The organism is Arcicella rosea (assembly GCF_014204325.1).
Lineage (GTDB): Bacteria > Bacteroidota > Bacteroidia > Cytophagales > Spirosomataceae > Arcicella > Arcicella rosea_A.
On the sequence record NZ_JACHKT010000047.1, the window covers coordinates 14898 to 33858 of the forward strand.

The window sequence follows — 18961 nt, forward strand, 5'->3', positions numbered from 1 at the left end:
ATTAAAAAATATATCTGCTAGACTACTTTTTATTATACACTTTTTGGATTAGAATATTTTTTATTTCCTCTTTGATTATAGGTTTTACATTATTGACAATATCCCTATCTGGCTTATTCTTATTCAATTCATTATATACAAAATCTGCCATTTTTTGCGTATTGCCATTTGCTTTTAATCGATTAGCTAGATCAATGGCACTTTGTCTTGAACTCTTAATAGCTGAGGTGAAATAATCTTGAATTAAAGCCTCATTATAGTTCATTTCTGCACTATAATAGTCGAATGCTTTTGAATCAACTATTGTTGACGGAGAGCTTTCTGTTTCTTCCGCAAAAATAGCTTCATTTAATATTGTTTGTGTACCTACTGAATTTGCATCGAAACCCAATGCAGAGCCTTTGGTATTTCTCAAGCTTAATAAAGACGGCTTTTTAATGATTGAAGTATCCTGAATTTCTTTAAGGGTTTGGGTTACAATTCTAACCCAATCGTCCTTATATTTATTTGTTTGTTGTTGCCATGCTTGTTGGTCTTGTTTTAATACAGCACCCGCAGAATCGCATTGGGCAGAAGTAAAAGTGCCATTATTGCAATTTTTTTGAATGTCAACAAGCCTATTTGCTAAAGTATTTTTTTCTTCTACCAATTTTGTTGGTAAATCATTTTCAGAATTAATTAATTGTTTGGCAATAGCTTTACCCCTTCTTTCTTCGAGTGTGCCAAAGTTAACATTTGCTATGGCTTTTGATATTTCTACCACTTCTTTATATAAAGTCACTGCATCTTCCACAACTCCTCCTGGGTTAACAACACCACCCCAATTAGGATCATAAGTGGAAATGGCTTTGCCTGCTACCAAATAATTGCACTCGTTAACTTTTGCATTTTCAAAAACCATTTTCACTTTCACAAAATTGAGATAAGGAAGTTTAATATATCCTAAGCCTTTGAAAGTATAGTCTGCCGTTTTAGTAACGTCTCCAACAATAATCTCGAAATCACCTGCGATAATTGTATCACCAGAGGCAATAACTTCTTTCATGATTTCTTGAGATAAATCTGGGGTCGGATTAATTCCACAATTAGCATAATGTTCTGGTGCTTTACACTTCTTCTGACAGCCAACACTAATAATTGTATCAGTAGGCATACATTTTTCATTGCTGTTGACGGCTTGATCATTTCGTTTCTCTAACACTTTTATTTGATAATCGCCATCCAAAATTTTATCATAAATTTTTGTTGTTGGTAGAGTAAGGGCATCTGTTCCAGACCAAGTAATTAATGGAAGAGCCACATCAGTAACAGGATTACCATCTGCATCTTTTATCCTTTTTATTTCAGCATAGCCAGTCCAACTTTTAGTACGGTTACTTATTGAAACACTAAGCTTTGCCCAACGCTTGTTTTCGGAGATATAACATATTGGTGTAGTTAGCGCTTTTATTTTACACACAAAAGGCTTTATCTTAACTAAAAGCGAGCCATAAGCTTTGCATTTCAAGTCGGCATCATGCTCTATTACAATTTTATATGTACCGCCTTGAGGTTCATAAACATTGGCTATAGTTTGAGTCGCATTCCTACCTAAAGTAACAGTGTCAGTATTAAAAGTCCATTTATGTGAAATAGGTGTAATAGAAGGATTTGAGGCATAATTTAGATTCAAAGTTTCCCCAGTTGTGAGACCATCAACAGGGCTATTACTTGTTACAGTTATTACAGGGTTAGCCAGTACTGTAGCTACAAAGCTACTTGTGCTGGTACAACCTGCTGAGCTTGTACCTACAAGGTTATATGTTCCAGAAGAAGAAGTTGTTGCAGCATTAATAATAGGATTAGCACTTGATGAAGTAAAACTATTAGGACCAGTCCAGGCATAGGTAGTTGCTCCTGATGCTAAAATATTTATGCTTTGTCCATAACACACCTTACTTGTTCCTGCTAAAGCAAGGTTTGGTTTAGGATTAACCAATACAACTTTACCCGTAGCAGCTCCATTGCTTGTAGCAGAACAGTTTTTATTATTTGTAACCTGAACAGTATAAGTTCCCGATGCGTTAGCAGTATAAGTTTGAGCTGTTGCACCAGAAATATTAGTGCCATCTTTTTTCCACTGATAAGCAGTCAGACCAGAGACTGCACTTAATACCACGCTATTACCTTGACAAAAAGTTGTTGGTGTTGTATTAGAAACTGTTGCATTTGGAAGAGCATCTACCACAACATTCACATTTGCTGAACCTACACAGTTTCTGATGTCTGTTACTTCAACTTTATAAGTTCCTGCATCAGCAGCTTGAATATTAGAAATGCTAGGGTTTTGAAGGCTTGACTTGAAGGTGGTTCCCTTAGTCCAATTATAATTTAAACCACCACCGCCTGTGATGCTTGTTGATCCTGATACAGCATTGACAAATGAAAGCCAGTTTTTATCACTACCAGTTTGTTTTGTGACTGACCAAGTTCCATTTACAGAAGGTAGTGTGATCTCAAACGAGGTAATTCCGCCAGCTGAAGAAAAATTAGTTATACCGCTTGTACTTCCTTGGTTACAGCCTTTATTATTAGCACAGTTATTAAATCCATAAAAATTGATACAGCTTCGTAGAATAGAGTCTGGTAATGTTTTGTTTTTTAGTAATGGAATCCAGTCTGGGTGAACATTTTCATCAAAATCACTCCACCACGCTTTAGCACATCCATTTTCAATTTTAATTATAGCTTTTTGATTTGGCTGATTTATATCTCTATATCCAATTATTTGTCCATCTGTTATATTATTATTTAGACAGGTTATACAGGTTGTATTTGTTTTTCCTTTTTGTGTAATCGTAACAGATGTTGGAGTCGGATTCATAGAACCACTGATACTTAATACAACACTCCTATCGACGTTTGTTAGATTCTCTTCCAACTTTACTTGCACAGTTGCTTTACCCGAACCTACCGTAGCGTTTGAATTAAGATTAAGAATTGTGCCCGCACACTGGGTAATAGAGCTATTACTTACCGAAACTGTCGGTTTTGCATAATTAGTTACCGTAGTACTTGCAGTAGCAGAACATCCTTTATTGTTAGTAAATTTAACATTATAAGTTGTTGGTGTTGAATTGTCTGCTAGTAGAGAAATATTTTGTAGGCTACCTATTGCAACATTGTTAGCATTAGTCCATTCAAATTTTATTTCTCCAGTATTTATTGATAAGTTAGGGACAATAGTATTTAGAGAAAACTGAGAGCCAACACAAGCAGGAGTATTAGTAGCTGAGATACTAGGAACAGGGTTTACATTGAATCTTATAATTTGCTGACTTGCCCATATATAATCATTCTGACTTTCATTGGTTCTACAAATAACTTTTATATATCCACTTTCTGTAGCATTATAATTTAGGACGGAGGTATTTACTCCATCAATCATTTCCCATGTCCCCCCAATACTTCTTCCAGGTTTTCCATCTACATGTTCTTCAAAGGCAGGAGGATAATTGGTATTACAGCCAGTCATCATTAATTTTAAAGTTCCTGAACCACAAAAATCAGTCTGACCATTTGGCGTTAAATTAACGATTGATGGAATATAGCAATCACCGTTTGTCAATATATCAAATTTTATTTCGCTATACGAACTCTCATATAAAGGGTTTTCACAAGTAACTTTATAGGTAGCTGTCTGGTTAATGACTTCCTTGTAAATGGCAGATTGTTTAATAAAGATGTTATCTTTATACCATTTGGCTTTACTATTATCTGGACAACCATCTACCTCAAGACTTACCCAGCCTTTTTTACAAAATTTATTATATCCATGACTAGTATTATTAATAATGGTTGGGTTGTTAGGGTCACAGCCAGAGTTATCGACTTTAAATGTAATTTCATTCCATCCAAAGTCTGTATTGTCATTTGGGTTTAAACAAGTAATGCCTATTTTTGAGGTACGAGTAATAGTACCTCTAAGAGTTGACCCTATTCCGCCTGTAAGTTCGGTTCCATCTGCATACCACCGCACAAGATTATTATTAGGGCAACCTGTCACTGTTAAATCTATCCACCCTTTTGTACAAAAAATAGTTTTTTTACCTGGTGTGTTGTTGATAATAGCTGGAGCGTAATTACAATCAGAGAAGGATTTAACTGTAAAAATTATATATTTCTCTGGTCCTATTAAATCGCCTGAAACTGGGCTAATACATCTAAAGCTTACCCATGTTGTAGTTGTTATGTTGGCAACATAATCCGACCCTTGAACAGTACTACCATCACCTACCCACCATTTTACTCTATTTCCATCAGGACAACCACTCGCAGAGACAGAAAATTGCCCATTACCACAAAACTCCGTAACTCTTCCAGGAGTATTGTTTATGATTTGAGGATTAGGGACTTTACAAAGGTCATAAGGTATTACTGTAAAATTAATTGTTTCCCAACCTAGTCTTTCGGAAGGCTTACAATGATTTTCACATGATACCGCAAAAGTTTGGTTTGAATTAATAGTTTCAGTATAAGTGCTTCCAGTTCCTAAATCGTTTCCATTAGTTCCATACCATTTGGCTTTACTATTATCTAAACAACCTGTAACCGATAGCCTAACCGTACCACTGGTACAAAAAGTTTCATCTCCTATTTGCTCAGTTGAATTGTTTGTAATAGTTGGCCAATAACCTGTGGTTGGACAAGATACTTTAGTAATATTAATATGATCCGAATTCATTTCAGCAACCATTCCATCTGGACAACGATTTATACATTTAGCGTAATACGTTCCAACTCCTACGTTGTATAATTTCATTCCATCTGCTATATAATTACCATCAGATTTATACCACTGAACTGTGTAAGAACAACCATTGGCTGTAAGTTCAGCAGTTGGGTTTTGTTCATCAAGTTGTAACCTATTAGAAGTTATTATAGGTTTTGCAATATCAATATCACAAGGCTGCTTGACCTTTATTTCTACAGGGCTGGACAAATCACTTTCACAACCATTAACAGTACATTTAGCATAATAAGTAGTTGTAACTGCTGGAGCAACCCTTAAACTTGAATCACTATCAATAATATATGAAAGGTTTAATGTATTGTACCAACTGATAATACCACCACCACAGCCAGATGCTGAAATATTAGTACTTTCGCCTCTATTTATAGTAGTGGAACCTTGTGTAGAAGGAGTCGTTGTTTTTGAAATAGTACTTATGTATATTGAATTTGAAGTAGCAGGTTTATAATTATCTTTAGTTATTTCTACTTTATAGTATCCTGTAATTGATGTAGTATAGGAAGAAGTATTTATACCACTTTTTACCTCATAGTTATTTGCATTATTTGCTGAATAGCTCCATGTATAATTTACCCCTGACTCGCTTGTATTTGCTTTTAAAGTAACTGAACACATGCTGTCTATCTTTGAAATACTTGGATTTGATAGTGGGGGGAAATCACCTACATTGACCGTTATTTTTGCCTTGTTACTTTCACAGCCATTAATTACTTGACTTACAAAATAGTTAGTTGAACCAACAGATGATGTATTGGGTATGGGAGCTGTAGATAGTAGCTGCTCTGCACTATACCATTTAAGACTAGCACCCGTCAAAGCTGTTGCTGTTAATGCAGTAGCTTGAGCATTTTTGGTGTACTCAATGGGACTATTTACTTTAGGTGCTTCAACATTACATACTGTTACAGTTACAGTTGATGACCAAGGGCTATCACAGTTCCCTATTTTACACTTAGCTGCGTATGTTTTAGTTGTATTAGGAGAAACAGTAATACTTTCGCCTTGAGATGATAATTCATCATTCCAAATAATACTTCCTGTACAGCCTGAAGCTGTGAGGGTAGCCGTTTTTACGGTCTCTGTTATTGTTTGACTCCCAGAAATAGTTGGAGTGGAAGGTGTAGTAATAATTACACTTTTCGCAGATGATATTTTGGTACAACCTGATTTCGTAACAGATAATGTATATGTACCACTACTAGTTGCGGTGAAGTCTTTTAGTGTTGCACCTGAAATGTTTATACCATCTTTTTTCCACTGATAGGTGTAGCCCGACCCAACAATATTAGAAGATAAAACTATCTGTTTGCATCCCTCATTTGCTCCAATTATTAAGGGTAATGATTCTCCAAAACTATCACAAGGATTTATGTTGATTTCATCTGACCATTCATCACTGCTACATCCATCTTGAGTGCATTTTGCTTTATAATTTGTTGCTACTGTAGGAGTAAATGTCATTGGATTACCAGTCATACTATTATTCCAAGTTACTGTTCCTGCACAATTTGTAACAGTTAGTATATTCCCCTCTTTTGAGATTACTGGTTTAAGTAAGACAACTCCTTCGAATTTATAGTTACTATTAAGATCTAAATTAATAATATTATCATTATCGGTAGTTTTAAAGAGTATATGGGCATGAAGATAATGTTTGCTTATCTCTGTTTCTATGTCTTTAAAATCTTTCATAGGCACTTCAATAGACGTAGAATAACATTTACCTGTATCAAGGGTAAACGGTTCAGTTAGGTAATGTCGAATTTTCGTTCCTATGCTACTGAAACTAGTTCCATAGCATTCATCAGTGGATTGACCATGCAATAGAACTCTTATTGTAGAAATTTTAGTAACAGAAAAATTCTTCAGTTTAATATCATAAGTTCTTTTCGCTACTTTACCATTCTCACAAACAACATTTTTATTTACCACAGATAACCCAAACTTATTATCGTAGATTCTATTTTTATCTACTGCACAGCCTATTGATGTAGAAGCAGGTGTTATTTTTGGAATAACTTCACAATTATCAGAACTTACCTTTTGGTTTTTTCTTATATCATTTTGATATTCATTACTGTAGCTTTTAGTATAACTTAGTAAAGCTATCCTTTTCTCCCCCTTCCAAATAAATTCACTTTTTTCATTAGCTCCTTCAAAACCTCTTAAAACTTTGAAAGTTGGTTCTTGGGGCTTAAATTCAAAATGTCCTTTTATCGTAAAAGTGGCTGTTGGGTTTTCAGCATTTACAGGTGTTGTACAGTAATCTTCATAATTTCCACCAGTTTGAACAAAACCATCTGGCATTACTACTTTAAGGGTATATTTATACCATTCAGGTAGAAAGCGAACACCGTTATTAATACCAAAGTCTAGCCAGCTTACCCGTACAGAGAGTTCAAATTCTTCCCCAATATTTACACTTTCTTTAGAGGAAGTGATTGTAAACATAAATGGGTCAGGACCAAGTAAATGACTAAATTGGGTATTAGTAGATCCTAGATTTAATGGTTTGGGAGCTAAAAGGGAGGGAGCTTTAAGGGGTCTCTTTTTTTCTACTACTTTAGGTGCTAATACCTTTTTTTTTGGATTAGCTTCTTTTCCTTTTGAATTCGTTTTACTTACTTCTGTTTTATCTTCTTTTACTGAAAAAAGTGATAAGTTAAGATTATTCGAACTATTGCCAGTGACTATAGCTATGGGCTTAATTATTACAAAAATAATGAGAAATAAAACCTTAATGTAGAGTTGTTTCATGGTATTGTATTAACAGTGAATGGTTTATAGATTTTAAGAAAGTTAAATTGTCTGTATAATATTGCGTTTGAGTATTCGTTATTTTCCTGAATATCAGTTAAACCTTATTTCCATACAAATATACTGAGTCTTATCTTATTGTAAAATCACTCAAAAGTATGATTTTACAATAAGCATATCATGCAAAAGTAGTATAACGCTATTAAATATACGCAATAGCGCTACTGGCTGCAATTCTTGTCAGTCTCTTCTTACTTTTAATTCCTATTTTCTTTGAAATATTACTTTTGTGCGTTCGTACAGTATTAATACTAATAATAAGTTTATTCGCAATTTCTCTCTCTGTCATTTCTTGAATAATAAGATTCCAAATGGCTTTTTCTCTTTCTGTAAGTAAACTAAAGTCATACTGAGGAACTTCTCTATGATTAACCCTTTCTTTCATATTTGAGTCAACATTGGACAAAATGACTCTCTTTCCATTAAGAACATTTCCTAAACATGTCTGAAATTCAGATAGACTACAGCCATTCTGTATATAAGCAATAGCCTTGGATGAAAGATAACATTTTAAGTAATTAGCTTCTTGAGAAAAGGAATAAATAATGACTCTAGTCGTAGTTGGAATTTGCTCAATTTTCTTAAAAATTTCTACCCCCTTGCAATCATTAAGCTCAGAATCAATTAATACATAATTAGGACTATTTTCAGCTATCTTTTCTAAAAGTTTAGAGCCGTCAGTTATGATTGAGGTAATTTTAATCATAACATCATTAGACATTTTTTGCATTAACTCCGCCATTAGCAAGTTATTGGAAGCAATCATAAGAGAGGGTGTATATAAGTGGTCCATATTTAAAATAATTTGATATTGGGTGTTTTGTTTTTATTAGACATAAAATAATCAATTAACTTTTGATAAAGTTTAGATATGTCAAAAGTATAAAATAAGTTGTTACAAAATAATTGAGGACTCCAATTTTTATTAAACGGTAAAAGAAACATAATTTAAGCGTTTAGTACTTGTATTCTTAAAACACAGGATAAAGTTATCACTCAGACTTGGTATTGATATAGTTTGTATCAATGTGAAAAAGTCCTAATGTACACAAAACAATAGAAAATGATATGATTGGAAGATGTGTTAGTTTAAAATTGCACCTTCGGGGAATCTCTTGCAACCTTAGCAACAGGAAGCGAAAATATTGATGCAGTAATATCGAAATGAAGAATTGTAAGGGAGATAACAATTTATTAAAGATTGAAAATTCATCTACTTCTATGGCTAAAAGGTAGCAATAGCTGATTTAACTTATTTGAGAAAGTGAGAGGTTGATTTTCAGAGACAAATATTTGAGATGTTTTATTTGGCTCATTCATTTCGAGCTTTTCTGTAGAATACTTGAGGGAGCAATTAATTACTTCAAGAACTCTTTTCTAAAACGAAAGCTAATTTGAACGATAAGCCAATTTTATAGTATAATGTCTTAACTTTGCGGTTTATTGCAATTATCATTAAAACATAGTACGTTACTGTCGTATGAAAAAGAAAGTTGAAATTCTTGCTCCCGCCAAAAACCTTTATCAAGGGATGGCCGCCATCAATGCGGGTGCAGATGCTGTATATATGGGGGCTCACCATTTTGGGGCTCGTTCTAATGCTACCAATTCTGTAGAAGATGTAGCAGAAATGGTAAAATATGCCCATTTGTTTAAGGCAAAAGTATTTGTTGTGATTAATACAATCTTGTACGATAATGAATTAGAGCAATGTAAAAAACTCATTTATGAGTTGTACGATATTGGCGTTGATGCCTTGATTATTCAAGATATGGCGATTATGGAAATGGATTTACCGCCTATCGTGATTCATGCAAGTACGCAAGCCAATAACAGAGATGCTCAACACGTAAAATTCTTGCATGATGCGGGTATGAAGCGTGTCGTCTTGGCAAGAGAATTAAACTTGGACCAAGTTAGAGAAATCAGTGAAGCGACGGATGTAGAATTAGAATTTTTTGTTTCGGGAGCTTTGTGTGTTGCCTTTAGTGGTAACTGTTATATGAGTGTTGCCAATGGCGAACGCAGTGCTAACCGTGGTTCTTGTGCACAAAACTGTCGTTTGCCTTACCAATTAATTGACGGAACTGGCAAAACCTTGATTGCGAATAGTCATTTATTGTCGATTAAAGATTTAGATTTAAGCGACCAACTTCCGAATTTAATTGAAGCTGGCGTTACTTCTTTCAAAATTGAAGGACGTTTAAAGGACATCGTTTACGTAAAAAATAATACTTCTTATTTGCGTCAAAGATTAGATAGTTTCTTGGAAGGAAACGAAAAATACGAAAAAGCTTCTTCTGGTAGAACCTTCTATAATTTTGAACCAGAAATGGATAGAAGTTTCAATCGTGGCTACACGGCATACTTCGTGAATAAACGCAAAGAAAAAATTGGTTCTTGGGAAAGTCCGAAGTCGAAGGGACAATACATTGGTAAAGTATTGGAAATCAAAGCAAACGGATATGTTATCGAGAATTATGAAATGTTAAACAATGGCGATGGCTTGTATTTTGTGAATGAAAATGGGGAAGCTGACGGTGCTCAAATCAACATCATTTTCAATAATATTGCTATCCCGAATACTTTTAAACCATTAGCAGTTGGCACAGAAATTTATCGAAATTCTGATGCTGAATTCAACAAAATGGTTGAAAAAGAAAACAGTGCAGTACGTAAAATTGGCGTTTCGCTGAAATTCACTGAAACAGCCGATGGTTTTCAATTATTAGCTATTGACGAAGACGGACATCAAAATATTGTTTCTTTCCAAACTACTAAAGAATTAGCCAAAAGTCAGGAATCAGTAATTCCGAATATCAAAAAGAATCTGGCTAAAACAGGCAATACGCCTTTTATTGTTGATGAAATCGAAGTTGAATTATCCAATAATTGGTTCTTGCCGATTTCAAAAGTAAACGAAATTAGAAGAGAGGTTTTAGAACAATTGGTTGACATTCGTATAAAAGAATATCATAGAGAAGAATACCAAATTCAAAAGACTGACCACCCATATCCTGTACAAAAGCTTGATTTTATGTACAATGTGTCTAATAAAATGGCGAGAGCTTTTTATAAAAGACATGGCGTAACTGAAATTGAAAAAGCTTTTGAATTGCAATGGGATCCAGGAAAAGCAAGAGTAATGACCACCAAATATTGCGTAAAATACGAATTAGGCAAATGTGCCAGATTCCAGCGTGATACTATGGGCGAAAAATTAGTTGAACCATTAACGCTAAAACATGGTGAAAATGAGTACAAATTGAAATTCAATTGCAAGCCTTGCGAAATGGAAATTTGGGAAAAAGACGCTGAATTAGAGTTTGAAGACGAAGACGAACAGTTGGGTTATGTTCCCAGAAAATATTAATCTAAAATAATAATTTCCGTAGCACGAGTTTCCAACTCGTCAAGTAATAATAAGTTGGAAACTCGTGTTACGGAAATCTATGTACTAAACTACATCAAAACGGTCAAGATTCATTACTTTAGTCCAAGCCGCAACAAAATCCTTCACGAATTTTTCTTGAGAATCAGTGCATCCATAAACTTCAGCAATCGCTCTAAGTTCTGAGTTTGAACCAAAAATTAAATCTGCACGAGTACCTTTCCATTTAAGTTCACCAGTAAAACGATTACGACCTTCAAATACATCTTGTGAGTCAGAATTGGCTCTCCAAGTAGTACCTAAATCAAGTAAGTTTAAGAAGAAATCGTTTGTTAATACTCCGCTATTTTTGGTAAATACTCCATGTTGAGAATGGTCGAAATTTGTATCCAATACACGCATACCACCAACAAGTACTGTCATTTCAGGAACTGTGAGGGTCATTAATTGTGCTTTATCAACCAACATTTCTTCTTCTGAAATAGTATATTTTGTCTTTGTATAGTTACGGAAACCATCTGCATTCGGCTCAAGTACTGCAAATGATTCTACATCAGTTTGTTCTTGTGAAGCATCTGTACGACCCGCTGTAAATGGCACAGTAATTTCATAACCAGCATTTTTAGCAGCTTGTTCGATACCCGCACAACCGCCCAAAACGATTAGGTCAGCTATTGAAACTTTTTTCGCACCAGTTTGAATATCATTAAATTCACCTTGAATACTTTCAAGTGTTTGAAGTACTTTCGCTAATTGAGTTGGGTTGTTTACTGCCCAATCTTTTTGCGGAGCTAAACGAACACGAGCACCATTTGCCCCACCACGTTTATCTGAACCACGGAAAGTAGAAGCCGAAGCCCAAGCCGTTGAAACTAATTCAGCGATTGATAATCCTGAGGCTAAAATATTAGCTTTCAAAGCCGCAACGTCTTCAGCATCAATCAATTCATGCGTAACCGCTGGAACTGGGTCTTGCCAAATTAATTCTTCTGTTGGTACTTCATTTCCTAAGTAAAGCACTTTTGGTCCCATGTCACGGTGTGTTAATTTAAACCATGCACGAGCAAAAGCGTCAGCAAATTGATCAGGATTTTCAAAGAAACGTCTTGAAATTGGCTCATAGATTGGATCCATTCTCAAAGCAATATCCGTTGTAAACATGATTGGAGTGTGGCGTTTCGATGGGTCATGTGCATCAGGAACAGTACCAGCACCCATGCCATGTTTTGGAATCCATTGATGAGCTCCTGCTGGGCTTTTAGTTAATTCCCATTCGTAACCGAATAAGTTCCAGAAATAATTATTACTCCATTTTGTTGGTGTTGTTGTCCAAGCACCTTCCAAACCACTTGTAATTGTATAGCCTGCGTTTCCAGTACCATAAGTGTTTTTCCAACCTAAACCTTGTTCTTCAATGCTTGCAGCAGCAGGCTCTGCTCCAACATATTTACTTGGGTCGGCAGCACCGTGTGCTTTTCCAAAAGTATGTCCACCAGCAATTAAAGCAACAGTTTCTTCATCGTTCATCGCCATTCTACCAAATGTTTCACGAATATCACGAGCAGCTGCAAGTGGGTCTGGATTTCCATTTGGTCCTTCTGGATTTACATAGATAAGTCCCATTTGTACGGCTGCAAGTGGATTTTCTAATTCACGTTCGCCAGAATAACGTTTGTCATCCAACCATTTACCTTCTGTTCCCCAATAAATATCTTCTTCTGGTTCCCACACATCTTCACGACCGCCACCAAAACCAAAAGTTTTAAAGCCCATTGATTCTAAAGCACAGTTACCAGCCAAAATCATCAAATCAGCCCAAGAGATTTTTCTACCATATTTTTGTTTGATAGGCCAAAGTAACAAACGAGCTTTATCTAAGTTTCCATTATCTGGCCAGCTATTTAAAGGAGCAAAACGCTGAGTACCTGCACCAGCACCGCCACGACCATCAGCGATACGATAAGTACCTGCACTGTGCCAAGCCATACGGATAAAAAATGGACCATAATGACCATAATCTGCTGGCCACCAATCTTGTGAAGTAGTCATTAGGTCGAAAATTTCTTGCTTCAATACAGCTAAATCAAGCGAATTGAATTCTTCAGCATAGTTAAAATCATTACCCATTGGGTTTGACAATGAAGAATGTTGACGAAGAATGTTCAATCTCAATTGATTTGGCCACCAGTCCTGATTTCTTGTACCGCCACCAGCACTTTGTTTAACTGGTGCTGCTGCTCCATGATGGAATGGGCATTTTGCTTCTCCATTAGAACCGCTATGTGATGCGTTAGAAGATGAGTGTTGTTCCATTTTTATTTTTTTTAATTACTATTATAATGATGAATTTCGCTTTTATACTTTTAAGTTATAAATAAAATATCAAAGATTATATATTAAATTTTTAATATTTGTTCTTCAAAATTACAAGAAAGAGTATTATAAATCAAATTGATAGTTTTTATATCATTATAGTAAATAACTATAACGATATTTTCCCAAAAAGTGAAAATGGATAATGTTTTATATATGAGATTGCTAATCAGCAAGTTGATGACTTCATAGTTTTTTATTTCAAATGTTTTAACAATTAAAATGATAAGCGTGTTTTCCAATATTTTTTTCAGCAAGAAAATATAAGTAAAGTTTTCTGCGAAAAATAAACGTTGTATATTTTTTGCCAAAGGGAAAATGCCCTTTTTGCCCTGAATAGCTATGAACAGAACTTGAAATAATAATAGAACAAATGTATTATTAATGAATTATAAATTATACATTTGTATTCAACTTTGTTGAATTTAAGTAAACAAGGTAATATTGAAAGTAAACAAAGTTGAAATTTATGGCAACAGAGGAATCAAATACAATGAATATCGGAGACCGCATTCGGATATTAAGGACGAATCAGAAAAGAACTTTGCAAGAAGTCGCTGATGGCAGTGAATTGTCGAAAAGTATGATTTCGAAAATTGAGAATAATAAAACTGTGCCTTCAGTGGCGGCATTGATTAAGATTGCTCATACTTTGGGAACTAATATTTCGAGCTTATTAGAAACCGAAGCTTTTTTAAATGCCATAATCACAACTAAGCAAAAAGCAGAAGATAATCTCAGACAAACTGAAAAAGGTTATTTCTTTTATCCATTTGGACAAGAATATCACCAAAAAAAAATGCAACCGATGTTGTTCGTGGCTCGAAAAGGAGAAGTGAAACCTCATCTTTTACAACACGAAGGAGAAGAATTTATTTATATCATCAGTGGGGAAATGAAGATGACCGTCGGTGAGATTGACTACCACCTAAAAACAGGTGACAGCCTATATTTCAACTGTTTGCAAAAGCATGGAATTATGCCAATTTCTGATGAAGTACATTATTTAGATATTTTCGTATAGACAAAGTACTTATATTTTACTGCTTTCAATAAATAGTAAAAGCCGAATATCAAGAATTATACACAACCAAATCATTAAAATATTAACATTTTTAAATCAATAAAATGCTCTCGAAAAAAACATCATTATTGCTGTTGCTGGTAGGTCAATTTATGGCGATGTCAGCTCCAGTATTTGCTCAGGAACAAAACCCTGTTTCAATTCAGGTTGATTTGTCTAAGACAAAAGCTCCTATGAAGCCAATATGGGCTTGGTTTGGTTACGACGAACCCAACTATACGTACATGAAAGACGGGAAAAAGCTATTGACGGAAATCTCGCAATTAAGCAAAGTACCCGTTTATGTAAGAGCTCATAGTTTACTAGTTACGGGTGATGGAACGGCTGCGTTGAAGTGGGGTTCTACCAATGCTTATACCGAAGATGCTAAAGGAAACCCAATTTATGATTGGACTATTGTTGATAAAATTTTTGATACTTATATCGAACGTGGGATGAAACCTATAGCTCAGATTGGTTTTATGCCAGAAGCACTTTCGAGCCATCCGACACCTTATCGTCATTACTGGAAACCTGGAGATAATTACAACGATATTTATACAGGATGGGCGTATCCACCCAAAGATTATAATAAATGGGCTGAGCTTGTTTATCAATGGGTGAAACATTCTGTGGCGAAATATGGACAAAAAGAGGTAGAAAGCTGGTATTGGGAACTTTGGAATGAACCTAACATCGGTTACTGGAAAGGTACAACTGAGGAGTATATCAAATTGTATGATTACTCAGCTGATGCCGTAAAGCGTGCTTTACCAACAGCCAAAATCGGCGGGCCAGAAGTAACTGGGCCAGATTGGGATAAGTCGGCTACTTTTTTGAGGACTTTTTTAGACCATGTCACTAAAGGTAAAAACTATGTTACAGGTAAAACAGGTTCACCTATTGATTTTATTACGTATCATGCCAAAGGTGCACCAAAGGTTGTGAACGGACATGTACAAATGAACATGGGTACACAACTCCGTGACCTTGACAAAGGCTTTGAGATTGTGGCATCGTATCCAACGTTAAAGAAGTTGCCAATCATCATTGGTGAATCCGACCCAGAAGGCTGTGCTGCTTGTTCAGAAGATTTACATCCGCAAAATGCTTATCGTAACGGAACAATGTATTCTAGTTATACAGCAGCTTCATTTGCTAGAAAATACGAATTGGCAGAAGCTAGAGGTGTAAATTTACTTGGTGCAGTTTCGTGGTCATTTGAATTTGAAGACCAAGCATGGTTTCGTGGTTTCAGAGATTTAGCCACAAATGGTGTCGATAAACCTGTACTAAATGTATTTCGTATGTTTGGAATGATGGAAGGAAATCGTGTAGAAGTAAAGCAGAATTTAGCTTATGATTTCAAAAAAGTTAGGGACAAAAGTGTAAGAGAAGCTGCTGATATTAATGCTTTGGCTTCTAAAAGTGCAAACTCAGCAGGAATAATGATTTGGAATTATCATGACGATAATTTGCCTGCACCAGATGCTCTTGTGGAAATATCAATAAAAGGATTACCAACTGGTAAAGTAGCCTTATTGCATTATCGTATTGATAAAGAAAATAGCAATGCTTACGAAGTCTGGAAGACGATGGGTTCACCTAAACAACCCACCGCAGAACAGATTGCGATACTCGAAAAAGCAGGACAATTGCAGTTACTTACTTCGCCAGAATGGATAGCACCTAAAAATGGAGAAGCCCAAATCAAAATGAAACTTCCTAGACAAGGAGTATCTTTTTTACATTTTAAATGGTAAAAAACGTATTCTTTTTTTCTCATCACTCGTTCGACTTGTTCTTTTAGGGCAAGTCGAACTTTTTTATGCTTCATGTTTCGCTCAAAATTAAGAATAAGTACTTTCTTTTCGTATTAAAATTAATAAAATACAGTACATTGATGCCTAAACAATCAATAGGATTATTGAAAGAAAAAGTAAAATATTGCCGAATTAATCTTTAAAAAAAGTATCAATAACACATTCAACCCCTTAAAACAGGAATAAATACTATTTATTATTAGAAAATAATTATTATAATTTTTTTTTAATTAGATTTGTTACTTATAAATCAGGCTAAACATAGATAAACAAAAACTTATTAGAAGTTAAAAAGTTCTTTATTGAGTATTTTCTCCGTTATTTCTCTTGATTTTATATCTGTACGATTAAATATCTCAGTTTTGAGTAACTATTTCTCCTCCAACTGAAGCTTTAAATCAAAGCGTAGTTACTATTAATGAAAATTTATCAGCAAAATATTCCATTAGATGAAGGCTCTTTAGATGTCAAGGCGATTGGGCTTTGGTTAAAAATAAAAAGTGGTGATGAAACTGCTTTTGAGACTCTTATGCTTGATTTCTACAAAGTACTTTTTAGTTATGGAATACGCTTGGTGCCTGATGAAGATTATATTAAAGACTGTATTCAAGATGTTTTTATGGAAATTTGGTTTCGTCGAGCAACACTTGGTGAAACAGAGTTTGTGAAGTATTATTTATTAAAATCACTCAGAAGAAGAATTTTTAGAGAGTACAAAAAGTGGTTTGCTCAACATGAAGAAGCTTCAGATGATTATCATTTTGTGGTAGATTTTTCGGTAGAAACACAACTAATAGAACAAGAACATTCAAGCGAGCAAATCGGAAAAATGGAAATGCTTTTGAATAAATTACCGAAAAGACAGAAGGAAGCAGTTTACTTAAAATTCTATCAAAACCTGAGTAACGAGCAAATTGCAGAAGTACTTAGCGTAAACCGACAGTCGGTTTATAATTTATTATACGAAGCCCTTCGTAAACTCAGAACAGAGTGGCCAAACGAATATGTAAGTTGTATTTTGTTACTTCATACTTGGCATATTATATAATTTCGTCATTAATTTATATTTTTTTTGAAATACTTAATAGTTTGAATATTAGTATTTTATGACTAATTTCTTATATCTAACTTAGATATAATTATATTTTTTTGTAAAATTTTATAATTATTACAGTAGATATCACCAGCTACTTGCATATTATCAATAAAGCGTGTGTTGAGTTTGATAATATGGAAATGAAAGAATATCATAATTTTGAAATAGAAGATTTTTTGCTGGACGAGTATTTTTTGCAATGGGCGAAAAATCCCGATGCAGCAAGTGATGCTTTCTGGAAGGCTTGGCTAATTGCTAATCCGTCTAAAGAGGGAATACTTCATGATGCGAAAAGTTTGATTTTATCCATCAAAGTAAAACCCTTTAAAGAAGTCTCATCTTCAAAGGTTGAAAGCCATGTGAAAGTCATGATGGATGAGATTCAGCAAATTGATTTAATAGAAAAAAATAAAGTAAAGACAAAACGATTGCAATGGTCAAATTGGGCAAAAATTGCTGCTGTATTGACTATTGGTTTAGGGCTTTCTTGGCTTTTCTTTCAAAAGTATAATAAGGTAAGTAGTTCTATTCCGATGTATGAAGCAATGGTGGCGTCTTCTAAAATACAATTAATTGAAAAAATTAATGATGACGAAAAACCAATATTAGTAAAATTGAGCGATGGAAGTAGGATTACACTTTATAAAAATAGTAGAGTAAGTTATCCTGTAAAATTTGAAGCAGATAAAAGAGAAGTGTATTTAACGGGCGATGCTTTTTTTAACATTGCAAAAAATCCTAATAAACCTTTTTTAGTACATGCTGGCGATATTGTCACTAGAGTGTTAGGAACAAGCTTTTTTGTGAAAGCACCCAATAAAGAAACTAATGTACAAGTTGAAGTAATTACAGGCAAAGTTTCTGTTTTTGAAATAAATACCCAACCAAATGGTGGTGTTGTGCTGTCTCCAAATCATAAAGTTACTTTTTATGAAGGGCAACATCATTTTGTAACGGGCTTAATTGATAATCCTCAACCACAAATTGCTGCTGAGCAAGACAATGCAAATCTTTTTGAATTTCATGATACACCACTTTCGGAAGTTTTAGAAAAAATTTCAATGATTTATGGTATTCGTATTGAAGTAGAAAATGAAAAATTATACGATTGTCCGTTTACGGCAGACATCAGAAGACAGCCATTGCATACACAATTAGAAATTATCTGTACGGCAATTAATGGAAATTACGAAATCAAAGGAACGGTTATACTCATTAATGGGCAAGGCTGTGACGCTCTTTAAATTTAATATTCAGTCCAATAATAATCAACTATAAAAATTTCTCAATATGAAAAAGTAAACATTTTATTACAAAAAAAGGTCTAGCAATGTTCGCACCATTGCCAAACCTTAGGAATTACCTACGCTCTGAGAGAGCGGTGGGCAAATATTGTCATGCTAAAAATGTAAAAAATTAACAAAACAGTCCAAATTATGAAAAAAAATCGACAAAACAGTAGGATGCTACTGATTGCTATGAAAATTTCAGTAATACAAGTTGCCTTGGCGTACTCTACCCGAAGATTTCTTTAAAGTTTTGATTGTAAGACATTTGTATATTTATCCATTTTGCAAATGCCCCAAAGCATTTATTCCAGAGTTGG

8 protein-coding genes are annotated in these 18961 nt (G+C 34.5%); 5 read left to right on the top strand and 3 right to left on the bottom strand.

All coding sequences use genetic code 11. The features are described from left to right. Nucleotides 1–22: 22 nt before the first annotated feature. Both HNP25_RS20365 and HNP25_RS20370 read right to left on the bottom strand, forming a co-directional pair. Nucleotides 23–7549: a hypothetical protein gene (locus HNP25_RS20365; RefSeq protein ID WP_184137388.1), complete on the bottom strand. Its 7527-nt coding sequence runs from the start codon at nucleotides 7547–7549 to the stop codon at nucleotides 23–25. Between the two features lie 202 nt (nucleotides 7550–7751). Next, nucleotides 7752–8402: a LuxR C-terminal-related transcriptional regulator gene (locus tag HNP25_RS20370; protein WP_184137390.1), complete on the bottom strand. Its 651-nt coding sequence runs from the start codon at nucleotides 8400–8402 to the stop codon at nucleotides 7752–7754. 687 nt (nucleotides 8403–9089) lie between these two features. Between HNP25_RS20370 and HNP25_RS20375 the strand changes: the two genes are divergently transcribed. Next, nucleotides 9090–10982: a peptidase U32 family protein gene (locus HNP25_RS20375; protein WP_184137392.1), complete on the top strand. Its 1893-nt coding sequence runs from the start codon at nucleotides 9090–9092 to the stop codon at nucleotides 10980–10982. An 84-nt stretch (nucleotides 10983–11066) separates the two neighbouring features. Here the strand turns inward: HNP25_RS20375 and katG are convergent, their stop codons facing one another. Continuing rightward, on the bottom strand, nucleotides 11067–13313 hold the full coding sequence (katG, locus tag HNP25_RS20380) for a catalase/peroxidase HPI (RefSeq protein WP_184137394.1): 2247 nt from the start codon (nucleotides 13311–13313) through the stop codon (nucleotides 11067–11069). 529 nt (nucleotides 13314–13842) lie between these two features. Here katG and HNP25_RS20385 point away from each other — a divergent pair. The 4 genes from HNP25_RS20385 to HNP25_RS20400 all read left to right on the top strand — a co-directional run bounded on the left by HNP25_RS20385 (nucleotide 13843) and on the right by HNP25_RS20400 (nucleotide 18599). Next, nucleotides 13843–14397 carry a helix-turn-helix domain-containing protein gene (locus HNP25_RS20385; protein ID WP_184137396.1) on the top strand — a complete coding sequence of 185 codons (555 nt, stop codon included), beginning with the start codon at nucleotides 13843–13845 and terminating at the stop codon, nucleotides 14395–14397. A gap of 104 nt (nucleotides 14398–14501) precedes the next feature. Continuing rightward, entirely contained in the window at nucleotides 14502–16199 is a 1698-nt protein-coding gene (locus HNP25_RS20390) for a GH39 family glycosyl hydrolase (RefSeq protein WP_184137398.1), read from the top strand. A gap of 478 nt (nucleotides 16200–16677) precedes the next feature. Further along, nucleotides 16678–17307: an RNA polymerase sigma factor gene (locus tag HNP25_RS20395; protein WP_184137400.1), complete on the top strand. Its 630-nt coding sequence runs from the start codon at nucleotides 16678–16680 to the stop codon at nucleotides 17305–17307. 188 nt (nucleotides 17308–17495) lie between these two features. Then, nucleotides 17496–18599, top strand: a complete 1104-nt coding sequence (locus HNP25_RS20400) for a FecR family protein (protein WP_184137403.1) — start codon at nucleotides 17496–17498, stop codon at nucleotides 18597–18599. The last annotated feature ends 362 nt before the right edge of the window (nucleotides 18600–18961 follow it).

What these genes read in the sequence shown, in the direction of transcription:
- HNP25_RS20365 (WP_184137388.1), bottom strand. Translation starts at nt 7,549, where the DNA reads ATGAAACAACTCTACATTAAGGTTTTATTTCTCATTATTTTTGTAATA.
- HNP25_RS20370 (WP_184137390.1), bottom strand. Translation starts at nt 8,402, where the DNA reads ATGGACCACTTATATACACCCTCTCTTATGATTGCTTCCAATAACTTG.
- HNP25_RS20375 (WP_184137392.1), top strand. Translation starts at nt 9,090, where the DNA reads ATGAAAAAGAAAGTTGAAATTCTTGCTCCCGCCAAAAACCTTTATCAA.
- katG (WP_184137394.1), bottom strand. Translation starts at nt 13,313, where the DNA reads ATGGAACAACACTCATCTTCTAACGCATCACATAGCGGTTCTAATGGA.
- HNP25_RS20385 (WP_184137396.1), top strand. Translation starts at nt 13,843, where the DNA reads ATGGCAACAGAGGAATCAAATACAATGAATATCGGAGACCGCATTCGG.
- HNP25_RS20390 (WP_184137398.1), top strand. Translation starts at nt 14,502, where the DNA reads ATGCTCTCGAAAAAAACATCATTATTGCTGTTGCTGGTAGGTCAATTT.
- HNP25_RS20395 (WP_184137400.1), top strand. Translation starts at nt 16,678, where the DNA reads ATGAAAATTTATCAGCAAAATATTCCATTAGATGAAGGCTCTTTAGAT.
- HNP25_RS20400 (WP_184137403.1), top strand. Translation starts at nt 17,496, where the DNA reads ATGAAAGAATATCATAATTTTGAAATAGAAGATTTTTTGCTGGACGAG.